At 66.4% G+C, this 15,867-nt stretch carries 16 protein-coding genes; 12 read left to right on the top strand and 4 right to left on the bottom strand.

Features of this window, described 5'->3' with window-relative positions:
* Nucleotides 1-17 precede the first annotated feature (17 nt).
* From VFE83_RS06545 to VFE83_RS06535, 3 genes are all read right to left on the bottom strand, one after another.
* On the bottom strand, nt 18-230 hold the full coding sequence (locus VFE83_RS06545; RefSeq protein ID WP_324904286.1) for a hypothetical protein: 213 nt from the start codon (nt 228-230) through the stop codon (nt 18-20).
* Nucleotides 220-417: a hypothetical protein gene (locus VFE83_RS06540; RefSeq protein WP_324904284.1), complete on the bottom strand. Its 198-nt coding sequence runs from the start codon at nt 415-417 to the stop codon at nt 220-222. The genes VFE83_RS06545 and VFE83_RS06540 overlap by 11 nt, the downstream gene beginning before the upstream one ends.
* Before the next feature lie 118 nt (nt 418-535).
* The gene (locus VFE83_RS06535; protein WP_324904283.1) at nt 536-832 is read right to left on the bottom strand and encodes a hypothetical protein; all 297 of its coding nucleotides are present in this window, start codon (nt 830-832) and stop codon (nt 536-538) included.
* 183 nt (nt 833-1,015) lie between these two features.
* On the opposite strand from VFE83_RS06535, the gene VFE83_RS06530 reads away from it, so the two are divergent.
* Together VFE83_RS06530 and VFE83_RS06525 are read left to right on the top strand one after the other, a co-directional pair.
* Entirely contained in the window at nt 1,016-1,672 is a 657-nt protein-coding gene (locus tag VFE83_RS06530; RefSeq protein WP_324904281.1) for a helix-turn-helix transcriptional regulator, read from the top strand.
* A 22-nt stretch (nt 1,673-1,694) separates the two neighbouring features.
* Nucleotides 1,695-3,719, top strand: a complete 2,025-nt coding sequence (locus VFE83_RS06525) for a PAS domain S-box protein (RefSeq protein WP_324904671.1) — start codon at nt 1,695-1,697, stop codon at nt 3,717-3,719.
* Between the two features lie 3 nt (nt 3,720-3,722).
* On the opposite strand, the gene VFE83_RS06520 is transcribed toward VFE83_RS06525, so the two are convergent.
* The gene (locus VFE83_RS06520; RefSeq protein WP_324904279.1) at nt 3,723-4,334 is read right to left on the bottom strand and encodes a response regulator transcription factor; all 612 of its coding nucleotides are present in this window, start codon (nt 4,332-4,334) and stop codon (nt 3,723-3,725) included.
* 204 nt (nt 4,335-4,538) lie between these two features.
* Here VFE83_RS06520 and VFE83_RS06515 point away from each other — a divergent pair, with 204 nt between their 5' ends.
* From VFE83_RS06515 to VFE83_RS06470, 10 genes are all read left to right on the top strand, one after another.
* The gene (locus VFE83_RS06515; RefSeq protein WP_324904277.1) at nt 4,539-4,979 is read left to right on the top strand and encodes a response regulator transcription factor; all 441 of its coding nucleotides are present in this window, start codon (nt 4,539-4,541) and stop codon (nt 4,977-4,979) included.
* Between the two features lie 23 nt (nt 4,980-5,002).
* The gene (locus tag VFE83_RS06510; RefSeq protein ID WP_324904275.1) at nt 5,003-5,596 is read left to right on the top strand and encodes a DUF3302 domain-containing protein; all 594 of its coding nucleotides are present in this window, start codon (nt 5,003-5,005) and stop codon (nt 5,594-5,596) included.
* A 3-nt stretch (nt 5,597-5,599) separates the two neighbouring features.
* Nucleotides 5,600-6,781: an HlyD family secretion protein gene (locus tag VFE83_RS06505; RefSeq protein WP_324904273.1), complete on the top strand. Its 1,182-nt coding sequence runs from the start codon at nt 5,600-5,602 to the stop codon at nt 6,779-6,781.
* Nucleotides 6,782-6,788: 7 nt separating this feature from the next.
* Nucleotides 6,789-8,246: an efflux transporter outer membrane subunit gene (locus VFE83_RS06500; RefSeq protein WP_324904271.1), complete on the top strand. Its 1,458-nt coding sequence runs from the start codon at nt 6,789-6,791 to the stop codon at nt 8,244-8,246.
* A gap of 13 nt (nt 8,247-8,259) precedes the next feature.
* On the top strand, nt 8,260-9,339 hold the full coding sequence (gene cax, locus VFE83_RS06495; protein ID WP_324904269.1) for a calcium/proton exchanger: 1,080 nt from the start codon (nt 8,260-8,262) through the stop codon (nt 9,337-9,339).
* Nucleotides 9,340-9,341: 2 nt separating this feature from the next.
* Complete coding sequence (locus VFE83_RS06490; protein WP_324904267.1) at nt 9,342-10,019, top strand: potassium channel family protein; 678 nt, start codon at nt 9,342-9,344, stop codon at nt 10,017-10,019.
* 24 nt (nt 10,020-10,043) lie between these two features.
* On the top strand, nt 10,044-10,859 hold the full coding sequence (locus tag VFE83_RS06485; RefSeq protein ID WP_324904264.1) for a hypothetical protein: 816 nt from the start codon (nt 10,044-10,046) through the stop codon (nt 10,857-10,859).
* Nucleotides 10,860-10,874: 15 nt separating this feature from the next.
* On the top strand, nt 10,875-12,617 hold the full coding sequence (locus VFE83_RS06480) for a mechanosensitive ion channel family protein (protein ID WP_324904263.1): 1,743 nt from the start codon (nt 10,875-10,877) through the stop codon (nt 12,615-12,617).
* Between the two features lie 208 nt (nt 12,618-12,825).
* Nucleotides 12,826-15,585 (top strand): hypothetical protein, encoded by a 2,760-nt coding sequence (locus tag VFE83_RS06475; protein ID WP_324904261.1) that lies wholly within the window; start codon nt 12,826-12,828, stop codon nt 15,583-15,585.
* Nucleotides 15,586-15,614: 29 nt separating this feature from the next.
* On the top strand, nt 15,615-15,867 hold a 253-nt coding region (locus tag VFE83_RS06470), incomplete at its 3' end, for a hypothetical protein (protein WP_324904259.1).

Here is a 15,867-nt window from a genome sequence, read left to right as displayed (position 1 = left end):
GGGGGAATGGTCACACTTCAATGGACACCCCCCGCGCGGTCAGCGTCGGCGTGCAGCAGCAGCCAACGCGCGATGACGCGCTGCAGGTCGGATTGATTGGCGGCGCGGAACTCCGGGCCATATCGATCACCACGAAAGAACAAGACCGCGACTAGCTCGCGGTTGTCCTGGGCGATGGCGAATTCCCATTCGCTGGCATCGCACGTGAAGCGGCGCACCTCAACGGTCACGCGGCAACTCCGACTCATGCGACATGAGCGTCACGAAGCCACCAGCCACCATGCAGCCGAAGAAGATCGACGCTACGTGGCACCAAGGCTCCGGCGCGTACCAGTAGATGAGGAACGGCACGATCACCAGCACCGCGAACGCGCTAGTGACGCCAGCAAAAGTGATGGCCCACTCTGGGAGCTTCATGCCCTGCGCTCCATGCGACCATTGCCCCTTTCAGCCGGGGACTGAGCCATGGGCGTACGAGACGACGTAGGGGAAATTGCATCAATGCTTGCCAGCATGATCGGACTGTGCGCAGGCATCACAGGGACCCCCGAGACGACTGCACGTTTCGAGACTGTGATGCGTCGAATTGCTTCGAATCCATCAGCGACGCCGATACAGCAGGAGTTGGCAGCGACGGTGCTTGCTGCGCTTCAAACGCTTCCACCAGAAGCCGCAAGGACGGGCCACGATGGCGACGAAGGAAAGTCGCCTCCCGATCCCCCTGCCCGCTGACGACGGCAATGAGTGCAGCGAGGCGAACGAGGCAAACAGTGGAGAGGCAAGCAAGCGCCAGCCAGAACAACGCGTCGAACGGCGGAAACTGAGGTTGCATGGTCATCCCCTACCGATGCGGCCGGGGACTACGGCGGCGGGGAGACCGCCGGGGCCCGTCCCCGGCGGGTGGCCCTGTAAGCGAATCGCTTACGGCACGGATGATGTAAGTAGTTTGCTTACGGCGTCAACACATCGTAAGTTGTTTACCTAACTTTTCCGACGAACGGTCGAGGTGTGCGCCATGAGCTACGCAGCAAAGCTGATCGAAATGGCGAAGGAAGCGCAGGGGTTCAGCAGCACCGAACTGGCGGTAGCGATGGGCGTCAAACAGCCGACCATTAGCCAGTGGATTCACGGCAAGGGATCGCCCATGTCGGAAGATCGCGTCATCGAACTTTGCCGCTTGGCTGGCATCAAGGACTACACGCCCTGGCTGATCGGCGTGCACGCCGAACACCTGCGCAATCGCGAAGCGCGCATGTCGTTGGAGAAACTCGCAAAGCAGCTCGGGGCGGCGGCAGCCCTCGCGGTCGCCGCCCTACTCCCGGTGGGAAACGCGAGGGGGATGACTCAAGCTGAACCGTTTGCCGAGCTATGCATTATGCGAAGTATTGGATTGCAGTCATACTGCGGCAATCCTGGCGCTTGGCCGCTTCCCCGCCGGATTTCCGTTGATCCTCCGGATGCCCTCAGGGATCCGGGGTTTCGCCATGTCTTGGGTGCAGATCGCGTGGCCGATGCTCGCCGCGGCCAGTCTGACGCTGGGGCTGATCCATGCCCTGATCTGGGCGCGGCAGCGGTCGGCGCCGCAGCATCTGGCGTTCGCCTGGGCGGCGCTGGCGTTGGCGGCACTGACGGTGCTGGAACTGCTTGCCCTGCAGGCGCGCACTGCAGATGAGCTCGCAGCGCTGATCCGTTGGATGCACGTGCCGATATCGGTGCTGGTGCTCTCGCTGGTGGCGTTCGTGCGGTTGTCGTTCGGGCCGCGGTTCTTCTGGCTGGCCGTGGCCGCGGCGGTCCTGCGCCTGGCGACGCTGGTGCCGAATTTCGCCACCGGGGCCAACCTCAACTTCCAGGTGATCGATTCCGTTGGCCACGTCGTCTGGCCTGGCGGCGTGCTGATTTCGTACCCGATCGGTTCGCCCAATCCGTGGGTGATCCCGGCGCAGCTCAGCAACCTGATGATCGCCGTGTACATGGCGCTGGTCCTCACGGCCACGTTGCGATCGGACGACGCGCAGGTGTGGCGCCACGCCGTCATCATCTGCGGCGGCTGGCTGCTGTTCGTGGGCCTGATGGTGTCCGCCGCGATCCTGATGACTCTCAATTTTGGCAAGACGCCCTTCATCGGCTCGCCGAGTTTCGTGTTCGTGATCGCGGCGATGAGCTACCAGTTGGGTTCGGATCTGTTCGAATCCAACCGCCTGTCCGCAAGGCTGCGCGAAAGCGAACTGGCACGGCTGCAGGGCCAACGCGAACTACAGCTGGCCGCGGATGCCGCCGGGCTTGGGCTGTGGTCCTGGAACATCGCAGACGATCGGGTGCTTGCCTCGCCCACGGCACGCCAGTGGCTGAGCGATTGCCAGCAAAGCGGGGACGTCGACCTGGCGGTGGTCATGCACCTGATCCATCCCGCCGATCGCCCGCAGGTCCGGTCGGACCTCGATGCCGGCCTGGAGATGGGGAGCTTTGCCACAACGTTCCGTGCGTCGCGCCGCGGGCCCGAGCGTTGGCTGACGGTCATCGGCGAGGTGCAGTACGACAACGACCGCCGTCCGCTGACCATGCGTGGTGTCGCCCGCGACGACACCGAAGCGCACGCCTCCAGTGAACGTTTCCGCGCCCTGCTCGAAGCCGCGCCCAGTGCGATCCTGCTAGTAGACGAGGCTGGCAGGATCAGCCTGATGAACGCCGAAGCCGAGCGCATGTTCGGTTATGCACGCGAGGAACTCCTCGGCCGCGACCTGGAGCGCCTGCTTCCCGGCAGCTTGCGCGAGGTGCACGCCAGGCATCGTCGCGACTACACGCTCAATCCGCGCAAACGCATCATGGGCGACGGCCTGGAACTGCGCGGTCTCCGCCAGGACGGCACGGAGTTTCCGATCGAGGTCGGACTCAATCCCGTACAGTTCGGCGCGGAGAACTTCATCCTGGCCGCGGTGACGGACACCTCCGAGCGCAAGCGCAAGGATGCCGAATTGACTTTGCGTCGCGAGGAAGTGGCACACCTGTCGCGCGTGACCATGCTGGGCGAACTGTCCGGTTCCCTGGCGCATGAACTCAACCAGCCGCTGGCTGCCATCCTCAGCAATGCGCAGGCGGCGCAACGCATGCTGCTGCGCAATCCGGATGACCTGACCGAGATCCGCGAGATCCTGTCCGACATCGTCGATAACGACCGGCGTGCCGGCGACGTGATCCGCCGCCTGCGCAATCTGCTGCGCAAGGACACGCAGTCGATGGCGGCCGTCGACGTCAACGAGACGATCCGCGAATGCCTGCGCCTGCTGCGGCACGACCTGCGCAACCGCGGGATCGTCGTGGCGCTGGACCTGGCGCCGGGCCTGCCCGTGGTCGAGGGCGACCAGGTGCAGTTGCAGCAGGTACTGCTCAACCTGGTCTTCAATGCCAGCGATGCGATGGCGCAGCTGGAAAGCCGGCGCCTCACGTTCCGCACGCTGCCACTGGACGGCCACGTGCGCATTACCGTGGCCGATGAAGGCCCGGGCATTCCTGCGGGAATGCTCGAACAGGTGTTCCAGCCGTTCCAGACCACCAAGCCCAATGGCCTGGGCCTGGGGCTGGCGATCTGCCGCACCATCATCGAATCGCACCGCGGCAAGCTGTGGGTGGAGAACGGCCTGGACGGGCATGGTGCCCGCTTCCACATCGAGCTGCCTCCAATGGACGCTAGGGTCGCGCCTGCCCTGCCCCGCGGCGCCTGACGATCAGGCCGGCGTCACGTGCGCGCGTTCGGCCAGGCGCACCAGCTCCGCCACCGAACGCACGCCGAGCTTGTGCATGACGCGCGAGCGATGGACCTTGATGGTCTTCTCGACGATGCCGAGCTCGGCAGCGATCTGCTTGTTGAGACGCCCTGCCAGCACGTGGCGAAGCACTTCGCGCTCGCGCGGCGTGAGCGTGGTGAACAGCACCCCCACGCGCGATTCGTCCTCGTGCTCCGCGCGCGTGCGCAGGTCACGCTGGATGCCACGATGCACCGCGTCGAGCAGGTCGTCCACTTCGACCGGCTTGGTCAGGAAGTCGATCGCGCCGGCTTTCATCGCACGCACCGTGCTGGGCACGTCGCCGCAGCCGGTGAGGAATATCACCGGGCTGCCGATGCCCTGCTCTTCCAGCAGTTGCTGTGTTTCCAGTCCGCCCATTCCAGGCATGGCCAGATCGAGCAGGATGCAGTTGGGAACGCTGGGATCGTAGCGTTCGAGGAATTCGCGCGTGGACAGGCTGGGCACGACGTCCAGACCTTCGGCTTCGAGTATCCGTGTCAGCGCCGTGAGCACGCTGGCGTCATCGTCCACCACATGTACGGTTGCAGTCATGGCGGTCACTCCCCAAGGCGTTACGCATCCTACGTAGTACCGGGTCCGCATCAGCGCGGCCAATGATGTGACGCTGCACAGGCTGCGTCCAGTGTCATGCGTCATCCGTGGCCATTGGCGGTGGCGCGATGCTGCTCCGGGCCACCAACAGCACTTCCCGTCGCGTGAAGGCACGTTTCTTGCCGAGCCTGTTCCGCTGCGTCGATGTTGGGCCAAGGGCCAATTGCTGCCTGTTCCTCGCCGCCGTTTAGTGACGCCATGATCCGGCGTCCGCTCACCATCGCCGTCGTGGACGACGAGGAAGACGTCCGCCACGCGCTGCACCGGCTGCTTCGTTCCGCGGGGTTCGAGGTGCTGGTCTACGCGACGGGAACGGAATTCCTTCGCCACGCGCGTGAAAGCGCACCCCATTGCGTGGTGCTGGATCTGCATATGTCCGGCGCGACGGGATTCGACGTGCAGAGCCAGTTGAACAAATGGAGCCTGCCCTTGCCGGTCATCGTGCTGACCGGCAACGACACGCCCGAAGGACGAAAACGCGCGCTCGACAGCGGCGCCCGCGCGTTCCTCACCAAACCGGTGGACGACGAAGCGTTGATAGGCGCCATCCTCGATGCGGTCCGACACGACGGCCAGGGCGCCTAGACGATGTGCAGGGTGATCGGCCCATGAAGACGACCATGAAATGCGGCAGGAACAACATCGCACAGCGCGCCCTGCTCGCGTTGGCAACGCCGGTACTGCTGCTGCCGTGCATCGCGCATGCCTCGCTGCTGAGCGGCGAGGCGCTCGATACGGCGGCCAACATCGTGGCGTGGATCGCGCTGCTGGTGGTGCCGGTGGTGCTGATCGCGGTGTTCTGGATCGTGCACATCCTGCCCGAGCGTATCGCCGAGAAGCGTCGGCACCCGCAACTGGATGCCATCAAGACGCTATGCCTGCTGTCGCTGTTCTTCGGCGGCCTGCTGTGGCCACTGGCGTGGCTGTGGGCGTACACCAAGCCGGTGTTGCACCGCATGGCCTACGGCACCGACGTGGACGACCGGCACGGCCATGGTGGCGATGCGCTGACGCCGCTGCACGATGCCGAACAGGCACCCGAACCGGAACCGGTCGTAGTTGCGGACGGCCGCGCCATGGAATCCCAGGCCGAAGTAGATGCAATGCGCCGGCGCATCCGCTCGCTGGAAATGGCCCTCGCGATGGGCGATGCATCCGGCAGCACGGCGCGGCGGCCCACGCCCGGCGGCGACGAGGAGTAAGCCATGGAGATCATCCTGCTGCTCATCTATTCGTTCTTCGTCTGGCTGATCTTCTTCAAGTTCAAGTGGCTGCCGTGGAACTTCGTCACGCAGATCATCGTGGTGTCGCTGCCGATCTTCGCGCTGACGGCGATGATCCTGATCCTCAACGTGGTGGCGCCCTCCTCGTCCGACGTGCGCGTGATCAACTACGTGGTGCAGGTGGTGCCGCGCGTGACCGGTCGCGTGATCGAGGTGCCGGTGGAAGCCAACCGTCCGGTGAAGAAGGGCGACGTGCTATTCCGCATCGACCCGGTTCCGTACCAGCAGGAACTGTCCGCGCTGGAAGCCAGGCTGCCGGAAATGATGGCCAAGCTGGACAGTGCGCAGGCCTACCAGCGCGAACTCAACGAGCAGTTGAAGGGCGCGCGCTCCACGCGTGATGCGCTGTCCTCGCGCCTGGCACTGGCCCAGAAGCGCGAACGCCAGACGGCAGAGCTGGCGCAGACCGGCGCCGGTTCCAGGTTCGACCAGGAGCAGGCGCAGACGGAGGCGGCCAGCCTGCGTTCGGAACTCGCTTCCACCACGGCGCAGATGGCGCAGGTGCAGCAGAAGCTGTCGGCGCAGACGCGCGAGGGGCAACTGTCCGAAGTCGCGCAGGCCCGTGCTGCGGTCGAGCAGCTGAAGGCGCAGATCGTGCAGGCGCGATGGCAACTGGAGCAGACCACGGTGTACGCGCCGGCAGACGGCAGCGTGATCAACCTGCAACTGCGCGAAGGCTCCTACGCGGCCAGCCTTCCGCTGACGCCGGTGATGAGCTTCGTCGAGAAGGAGCAATGGGTGCTGGCCATGTTCGCGCAGAACGAACTGGCCAACGTCGCCGCCGGCAACGAGGCGGAGATCGCGCTGAAGACCTACCCCAACCGCATCATCAAGTGCGCGGTCGATTCGGTGGTGTGGGCATCGGGCACCGGGCAGATGCCGATTACCGGCATGGTTCCGCAGAGCGGCGTGCAGCCGTTGCCGCTGGGCCGCATCGCCGTGCGCCTGCGACCGACCGGGCGCGATGCGGACATCTTCATCGCGATGGGCGCACAGGGCCAAGGCGCCATCTATACCGAGCGCGGCAAGCTGCTGCACATCATCCGCAAGGTGATCCTGCGCGTCAGCTCCAAGCTCGACTGGCTCGTGCTGAAGCTGCACTGAGGCCGACATGAGCGCCCGCTCCGCGAGCAAGTGCGCGACCCAGGCGATCCCGCTGGTTGGCGCGTGCCTGCTCGTGCTGATGGCCGGCTGCGCGGTGCTGCCGGAACCCACCGGCGACGAAGTGCGCGAGCAGGCGCTGGGCTACACCACCATTCCGCCCAACTGGTCCGCGCAGGCCAGCGCCGCGCAGGTGGACGAAGGCTGGCTGGCGAGCTTCAACGATCCGACCCTCACGCAACTGGTCCACGAAGCGCTCGAACACAGTCCCGACCTGCTGATGGCGGCCGCACGCGTGGAACAGGCCAATGCGCAGGTCGATCTGGCCGAAGCCAAGCTCAAGTCCGCGCTCGGCCTGCTGGGCCGCGCCGGTTCCAAGCCGATTGCGGACCTGGTGCCGCTGCTCAGTGGCGTGATGCTTCGTCTGAGCTGGGAGATCGACCTGTGGGGTCGTCTGCGCTACGCGCGCAATGCCGCACGCGCCGCCAGCGATGCCAGCAACGCGGACTATCGCTTCGCCCAGCAGTCGCTGGCGGCGAGCGTTGCGCGCGCCTGGTTCGTCGCCAACGAAACCCGCATGCAGCTGGCCCTTGCCGGCGACATGACTGCGGCCGGCAGCCGCCTGGTCGATCTTTCGCAGGATCGCCTGCGCATAGGTGCCGGTACGCAGAGTGACGTGATGGTCGCGCAGGCAAACCTCGCCACCTACCAGGATGCGCAGCAGCAGATCGAACTGGCGCACCGGCAGGCGCTGCGTGCGCTGGAACTGCTGCTGGGCCGCTATCCCGGTGCGACGCTGGCGGTCAACGGCACCCTGACGCCCTTCCCTGCCCCGGTTCCCGCCGGCATTCCGGCCGACGTGCTGAGCCGGCGGCCCGACATCATCGCCGCCGAGCGACGTGTCGCCGCAGCATTCGACCTGGTCGGCGAAGCGAAGGCGGCCATGCTGCCGACGTTGTCGATCTCGGCCGGCTACGGACGAATCAGCAACGAAGTGGTCGAAGTGCGCGAAGACATCGAGCAGACCACCTCCAGCGTTGCGGCGACCGCGCTGGTGCCGATCTACAGCGGCGGCGCGCTGACCGGGCAGCTGCGGTTGCGTACCGCCGAACAGAAGGAAGCCGTGGCCGATTACGCGCGACGGGCACTGATGGCGCTGGACGAAGTCGAGGACGCGCTCACCGCCGAACGCGTGCTGGCCGAGCGCGAACGCATCCTGCGCGAAGCCGCGCAGGCCAATCGCGCCGTCACCCGTCTGGAGGAATCCGCGTACCGCATCGGCCGGTCCGACTTGCGAGCAGTGAGCCAGCGGCAACTGGCGGCGTGGGCCTCGGAAATCGCGCTGCTCAGCGTGCAGCGCGAGCGGCTCAGCCGGCGCGTGGACCTTCACCTTGCGCTCGGCGGCAGCTTCGGCACGCCACCGGACGTCGCATCGGCCGAAGCAGCCGCCACACCGACCACGCAATGAGGACACGGTCCACATGAAATGGCTGCTGGTGCTGATGCCGTTGGCGATCGTCCTGGAGCACGTGGCTCCGGAACGCTCCCTGCTGATCTTCGTCGTGGCCGGCCTGGGCATCATTCCGCTGGCGTCCCTGATGGCACAGGCCACCGGTTCGCTGGCGGTGAAGCTGGGGCCAGCGGTCGGCGGCCTGCTCAACGCGACCTTCGGCAATGCCGCGGAACTCATCATCGCCCTGGCTGCGCTGCGCAACGGCCTGCACGACATGGTGAAGGCGTCGCTGGCCGGCACCATCATCGGCAACATCCTGTTCGTGCTCGGCATGGCGATGGTGCTGGGCGGTGCGCGACACCGCGAGCAGCGCTACGACGCACGCGCCGCGCGCACGCAGGCGACGATGCTCACGCTGGCGGTGATCGCGCTGATCATGCCGGCGGCGTACGGCGTGATCGTGCCGGACGCCCAGATGCGGCTCGATTCCATCAGCGCCTGGATCGCGGTGTTGATGCTGGGCGTGTACGTGGCGAACGTGGCCTTCACGCTGGCGTCCGCACGCTCCACCAACGGGCGCACCACGGATAACGGTGCCAGGGACGAGGCGATGCACGCGCACCACGGGCCGCAATGGGGCACGACGAAGGCCGTGATCGTGCTGGCCGCGGTCAGCCTGGGCATCATCTGGCTCAGCGAAATACTCGTCGGCGCGGTCGAACCGGCGAGCGAGGAACTGGGGCTGTCCGACGCCTTCACCGGCGTGTTCGTGCTGGCGGTGATCGGCGGCGCGGCCGAACAGGCCACCGCGATAGTCGCAGCGCGCCAGAACCGCATGGACCTGGCGATGTCGATCGTGCTGGGTGCGAGCGTCCAGCTGGCGCTGCTGGTGGCGCCACTGCTGGTGCTGCTGAGTTACGTGATGGGCCCGCATCCGATGGGCCTGGTGTTCGGCCCGGGACTGGTGCTGATCATCCTGTTCTCCGTGCTCATCACCGGCCAGATCACCAGCGACGGACGCACCGACTGGCTGCGCGGCGTACAGCTTCTCGCCGTGTACCTGATCCTGGCCGCGGTGTTCTTCTACGTGCCGGACGCGTCGAGGTAAGCATGGACGCCCGCCCTGCCCATCCCTACTCCCTGCTGCGTACGCATCGCTACGCGATGCTGTTCTTCTCGCTGCTGCTCACCGTCGCCATCGGCCCCTTGCTGGAGACGCTCCGCTTCGGGCGCTCGGCGATGGAAGCGTTCCTTGCGATCAACCTGCTGGCGGCGGTGTTTCCCATCGTCGCCCTGGCCGAACGCCGAGTGCTGTTCGCGCTGATCGGCGTCGCGCTGTTGCTGCGCTGGATCTCGGCCGGCGGATACGAATCCCCGTTCGTGGCGGTGGTGGCCGCGCTGGGCTGGGGCCTGATCGCACTCGTGGCCGCCTGGCGTGCGATCCGCTATTCGTTGTCCAGCCTGCGCATCGACGCGGAGCGCATCTACGCGGCGCTCAGCGCGTACCTGCTGATCGGCGTGTGCTGGGGCGTGGTCTACGCCGCGGTGGCGCGCATCCAGCCCGGTGCGCTGCTTAGCGGCGGCGTGGTTCCGCCGCAGGGCATCGCGATGGGCGACGCCATCTACTTCAGCTTTGTCACGCTGGCCACGCTCGGCTACGGCGACGTCGTACCGGCCACGCCCGCAGTGCGCGGGCTCGCGGTGTTCGAAGCCGTGATCGGACAGCTTTATCTGGCGCTCCTGGTGGCCCGCCTCGTCGGGCTGCAGACCGCCGCGCATTCCCGTTGAAACGCACACGCCGATGGAGGCCCCATGAACACCCGCAATGCATTGCCCCTGATGGCGCTGCTCGCGCTCGCATCCATGGAGTGCCGGGCAGTGGAACCGCTGGACACGTTCAGCGCCCGCATCGGCGGCTACGTCACCGAGTTCGACACCGAAGTCCGCGCGGACGGCGAGACGCAGTCGGGCACCAGCATCGACCTGCAGCGCGACCTCGGCCTGGACGAGAGCAACACCGTTGCATTCGTCGGCCTGACCTGGCGGCCTTTCGACAACCACGAGTTCGGTCTCTCGTACTACCAGGACGATGCGGATTCCTCGCGCACCATCAACCGTACCCTCGTTTTCGAGGGCACCACGTACGAGGCACAAAGCACCGTGCGCGCGGAGATCGACCTGAACGCCTACGACCTGTACTACGTCTGGTGGGCCGCCAACAACGAGAACTGGGCGCTCGGTCCGCGCGTCGGACTGGTCTGGTACAGCCTGGAACTCGGACTGTCGCTGCAGGTGGACTCCGCCGGCAACCAGGTCGGCGGCGCGGTCAGCGAAACCGTCGACGCCGACCTGCCCGCGCCTAGCATCGGCGGCAGCTGGCGCTGGGCGCCCGCCGACCAGTGGCGCTTCTCGGCCGACGTCGGCTACTTCTCCGCGGACGTCAACGACATCGATGCCGACATCACCTTCGGCCGTATCGGCGTGGAGTGGTTCCCGTGGGAACAGACGGGCATTTCGCTGGACTACACGGTGCGCCGGATCGAGGCCGATGCCGAGACCTCCGACTTCGACGGCAATCTGGAGTTCGTCGACAGCGGCCTGCGGCTCGGCTTCGTCTACCGGTTCTGATCCGCGGAGCGTGCCATGACGGCGAAGGCTGCCGCTGCGACGCCAAGACCGCCGTCGTTGGGCAGTCGCGTGCGCCGACATGCGGTCGCGTCATTGCGACTGGCACTCATCGCGTGCGGCCTGTGGCTGCTGTCACTCGCGCTGCCGATCCCGTCATTGGCGAGGCAGGCGCAGGACACGGCGCCGGCTCCCCCGGCCACCACGCCGGCAGCGCCGCCACCGGCCGCACCGGCGGTTCTGCGCTACTTCAACCGCGACATCGTCGTCCTGCGCGTGCCGTTCTTCGGCAATTCGCCGGAGCGGCGCGCGCGCGTGGCCGAAGCCAACATCGCTCGCATCGTCGACGAGCCCGGTGAAGCGAAGGTCAGCCATCAGCCCGTGCCGCAGGGCGTGGCGATCCTGATGTCCGGCCAGCTGGTCACGGTGCTGGTGCCCGGCGATCCGGACACCCTGCGCGGCCAGACGCTGGACCAGTTGCGTGCGCAGGCCGTTTCGCGGCTTTCCATCGCGGTGACCGCGGCCGAGCAGGCCCGCCGTCCGCAACGTGTGCTCGAGGGTCTTGCCTGGGTGCTGGTCGCAACGGCCGTCGCCGTGGGCGTGCTGTGGCTGCTGCGCGTGCTGATGCGTCGCACGCGACACCGGGTCGATGCATGGGTGGCACGACGACTGGCGCAACTCAGGAGCGAGTCCGCGCGGCAGATGCTGTCGGGGCTCATCGCCAGCGCACGCGGGCTGGTGCGATTGTCGATGTGGCTGATCGTGGCGCTGACGTTCGAGGAATGGCTGCGCTTCGCCTTCGGCCGTTTCCCGTACACGCAGCCGTGGGCGGATGCGATGACGCAGTGGATCGCCACGCGTACCGCCGGGCTCGGCCAATCCATCGTGTCAGCGCTGCCCGGGCTGTTCAGCGCGTTCCTGATCTTCCTGCTTGCGCGGCTGGTGACGCAGGCGGTGCGCATCACCTTCCATGGTGTCGAAACCGGACGCTTCCAGTTCCTGGGCATCGACCAGCAACTGGCCGAACCGACGCGCAAGATCTTCACCGTGCTGATCTGGCTGTTCGCGCTGGCGATGGCCTACCCCTACCTGCCCGGCGCGGAAACCGAGGCCTTCAAGGGCCTGAGCGTGTTCGTCGGCCTGATGGTGTCGCTGGGCGCATCCAGCATCGTCGGCCAGGCCGCGGGCGGCTTCACCCTGCTCTACTCGCGCACGATGGCACCGGGCGACGTGGTGCGCATCGACGACACCGAAGGCACCGTGCAGCAGATCGGCCTGTTCACCACGCGGCTGCGTACGCCGCTGGGCGTGGAAGTGAGCTATCCCAACAACGTCGTGCTGGGCGGCAAGCTGCAGAACTTCTCGCGCAATCCCGATGGTCCCGGCATGTGGATCGAGGCCAGCGTGACCATCGGCTACGACTCGCCGTGGCGCCAGGTGCACCGCCTGCTGCTGGATGCCGCGCAACGCACGCCGGGCGTGCAGCCCACGCCTGCGCCGTTCGTCGCGCAGGCCGCTCTGTCGGACTTCTACGTGCAGTACGTGCTGCGCGCGCGCATTGCGGACGTGCAGCAGCGACTGGCGGCGCGCAGCGCGCTGCACGCCAACATCCAGGACGCGTTCAACGAAGCGGGCGTGCAGATCATGTCGCCCAACTACGAGGCCGACCCGGAGTCGCCAAAGATCGTGCCTAAGGCGCACTGGGAAGGCCGGCAGCCGATGGACGGCACGGCAGGCGGGCACGGTCATACCAGCACATAGCCAAGACGAAACATGCGTGGGCACATCCGGCCGTCATTGACCGGCCGCCGGGAGATTGCCGGCTGCCGCCTGCGCGGGAGCGCCGCGATGTAGGTCCAAGGCCCAATTTCGCCGACGTGCATCGGGTTCTAGCGTTCCCAACGAGGACGTCCCTGCTGGACGCCGTGCGCGTCGCGTCCCCACCACCGAACCACGAGTCAGGTGCCTCATGAACCAGGATGTCCACTCCGAGAACCAGCCCAAACTCTCCAACGTGCTGGTCGCGGCGTCGCTGCGAGCTGACCAGTGGCGCGAGCTCAACGCCACGGCTCGCGCGTGGGCCGACGCGGGCGATACCGCGGCGGCGCGCCTGCGCGCGCGATGCCAGACGCTGCTCAGCGACGTGCTGCGCATCGAACACTGCTGGGCGTATCCCGGCGAGCGCCTGCTGACTTCGGTCCGCGAAGCGCTCGACCAGGGCGATGCGTCGCTCTTCTCGCGCTACGTGCAGAAGATCTCCGGCGCCATCCTCTCCGGCGACTACCGCCGCGACGAACAGGCCTGGAGCCTGGACGAGGACCTGGACCGCGCAACATTGGACGCGCTGCCGCCGGACATCGGCGGTCTGGCGGACAAGCCGTATTTCGAAGTGCTGGTGGTCACGCCCAGCGATCCCGCGCAATGGGCGCGCTCGAAGGACGAGATGCGGCGCATGCGTCGGCCGGAGGACCAGTTCCACTACGCAGCGGTCCATGCGGGCAGCTTCGAAGATGCGGCGCTGGCGGTGATGGTGAACACCGACCTGCAGTCGGTGGTGCTGATCGACGGCTTCGGCTACGCGTCCAGGCACGATGTGCCCGACCTCAAGGCCTTCCTGTCGCGCCACATCACGGTGGATGAGGATGGACTGCGTCCCGGCACGATGGCGCTGACGCTCGCGCGCACCATCAAGGGCTATAGGCCGGAACTGGACCTGTACCTGCTGACGGACCGCTCACCGGAACAACTGGCCGGGAGCGACGAGGCCGCACCGGTCCGTCGCGTGTTCCATCACGTCGAGGAACCGATGGAGATCCATCTGTCGATCCTGGACGGCATCAAGGACCGCTACGAGACGCCGTACTTCGACAACCTGAAGAAGTACGCGATGCGTCCCATCGGCACGTTCCATGCACTGCCCATCGCACGCGGCAAGTCGATCTTCGGCTCCAACTGGATCCGCGACATGGGCCACTTCTACGGCACCAACATCCTGTTCGCCGAGTCGTCCGCGACCACCGGCGGTCTCGACAGCCTGCTGGAACCCACCGGCAACATCAAGAAGACGCAGGAAGCCGTGGCCCGGGCGTTCGGCGCCAAACGTGCGTATCTGGGCACCAACGGTACGTCGACGTCCAACAAGATCGTGGTGCAGGCGGTGTGCAAGCCTGGCGACATCGTCATCGTCGACAGGAACTGCCACAAGTCGCACCACTACGGCTTCGTGCTCAGCGGCGCGCAGCCGTACTACGTCGAGGCGTTCCCGCTGACGCAGTACTCCATGTACGGAGCGGTGCCACTGCGCACCATCAAGCAGGCGCTGCTGGACTGCGCCAAGGCCGGAACACTGGACCGGGTGAAGGTCATCGACATGACCAACTGCACCTTCGACGGCCACATGTACAACCCGCGCCGCGTGATGGAGGAATGCCTGGCGATCAGGCCGGACCTGATCTTCCTGTGGGACGAGGCATGGTTCGGCTTCGCACGATTCAACCCGCTGCACCGGCGCCGCACGGCGATGGGCGCGGCCGCGGATCTGACGCAGCGCTACCGCAGCAAGGCCTATCGCGACGCATACGACGCCTGGAAGACCGGCCGCGGCGAACTGGACACCAAGGACGCGGGCCTGCTGGACGAGCGCCTGCTGCCCGATCCGGACAAGGTGCGCATCCGCGTGTACCAGACCAACTCGACGCACAAGTCGATGTCGGCGTTCCGGCAGGGGTCGATGATGCTGGTGTGGGACGAGGACTTCCACCAGGTCGAGGGCCCGTTCGAGGAGGCGTTCTTCGCGCACACCTCCACCTCGCCCAACCTGCAGCTGATCGCCTCGCTGGACCTGGCGCGGCGGCAGATGGAACTGGAAGGCTACGCGCTGACCCTGCGCATGACCGACCTGTCGCTGAAGATCCGCCGTGCGGTCAACACGCATCCGCTGATCTCGAAATATTTCCGCGTGGCCACGCCGGAAGACATGATCCCGGCCGAATTCCGCGAGTCGGGCCTGACCGATTACGGCCCGCCGAATTCCACCTGGGCCGAATCGGCCGAGGCATGGGACCAGGACGAGTTCGCGCTGGACCCCACGCGCCTGACGCTGATCTGCGGCGCCGCAGGATTCGACGGAACGCAGTTCAAGGGGCTCCTGGCCGAACGCTTCGACATCCAGATCAACAAGACCTCGCGCAACAGCGTGCTGGTGCAGACCAACATCAACAACACGCACAGCGACGCGGCGCTGCTGATCAAGGCGCTGGCGGACCTCTCGCGCGAGATCGAGTCGCGCCTGTCGCAGGAAGGCGCGATCGGGCAGCAGGTGTTCTCCGAGCGCGTGAAGTCGCTGATGACCGACGTGCCGGACCTGCCCAACTTCAGCCGCTTCCACGATGCGTTCCGCGACGATCCAAATGGCCCGAGCAACGAGGGCCACATGCGTCCTGCGTTCTTCATGGCCTACCAGGAAGACAACTGCGAGTACGTGAAGCTGCGCAGCGACGAGGTCGACCAGCGTCTGCGCGACGGGCCGGAAATGGTCTCGGCCAACTTCGTCATTCCCTACCCGCCCGGCTTCCCGATCATGGTGCCGGGCCAGGTGATCACGGCCGACACGATCGCCTTCATGCGCAAGCTGGACGTGAAGGAGATCCACGGCTACCACGCTGCGCAGGGCATCAAGCTGATCAAGCCGTCCGCGCTGACTGGCCTTCGCGCCAGTTCGACGCACTGACTGTTCCGCGAACACCGGAGAACGCCGTCATGCAAGGTTTCTTCCAGTTCCTCGCCGACAACCCGTACATCCTGCTGTTCTTCACCGTGGGGATGGCGGTGCTCGTCGGCAAATTCGCAGTGAAGGGGTACGGGCTGGGCATGGTCGCCGCCGCGGTGGTCGTGGGCGCGGCGCTGGCGACGTGGGCCTCGACCTACGGCGTCAAGCTGCAGCTCGACAACTTCGCAAAGTCGCTCTTCTATTACCTCTTCATGTATGGCGTTGGCCTGCGCGTGGGGCCCG

This window comes from Lysobacter sp., assembly GCF_035655815.1.
Taxonomy (GTDB): Bacteria; Pseudomonadota; Gammaproteobacteria; order Xanthomonadales; family Xanthomonadaceae; genus Lysobacter_J.
This window is presented reverse-complemented; position numbering and strand designations above follow the sequence as displayed.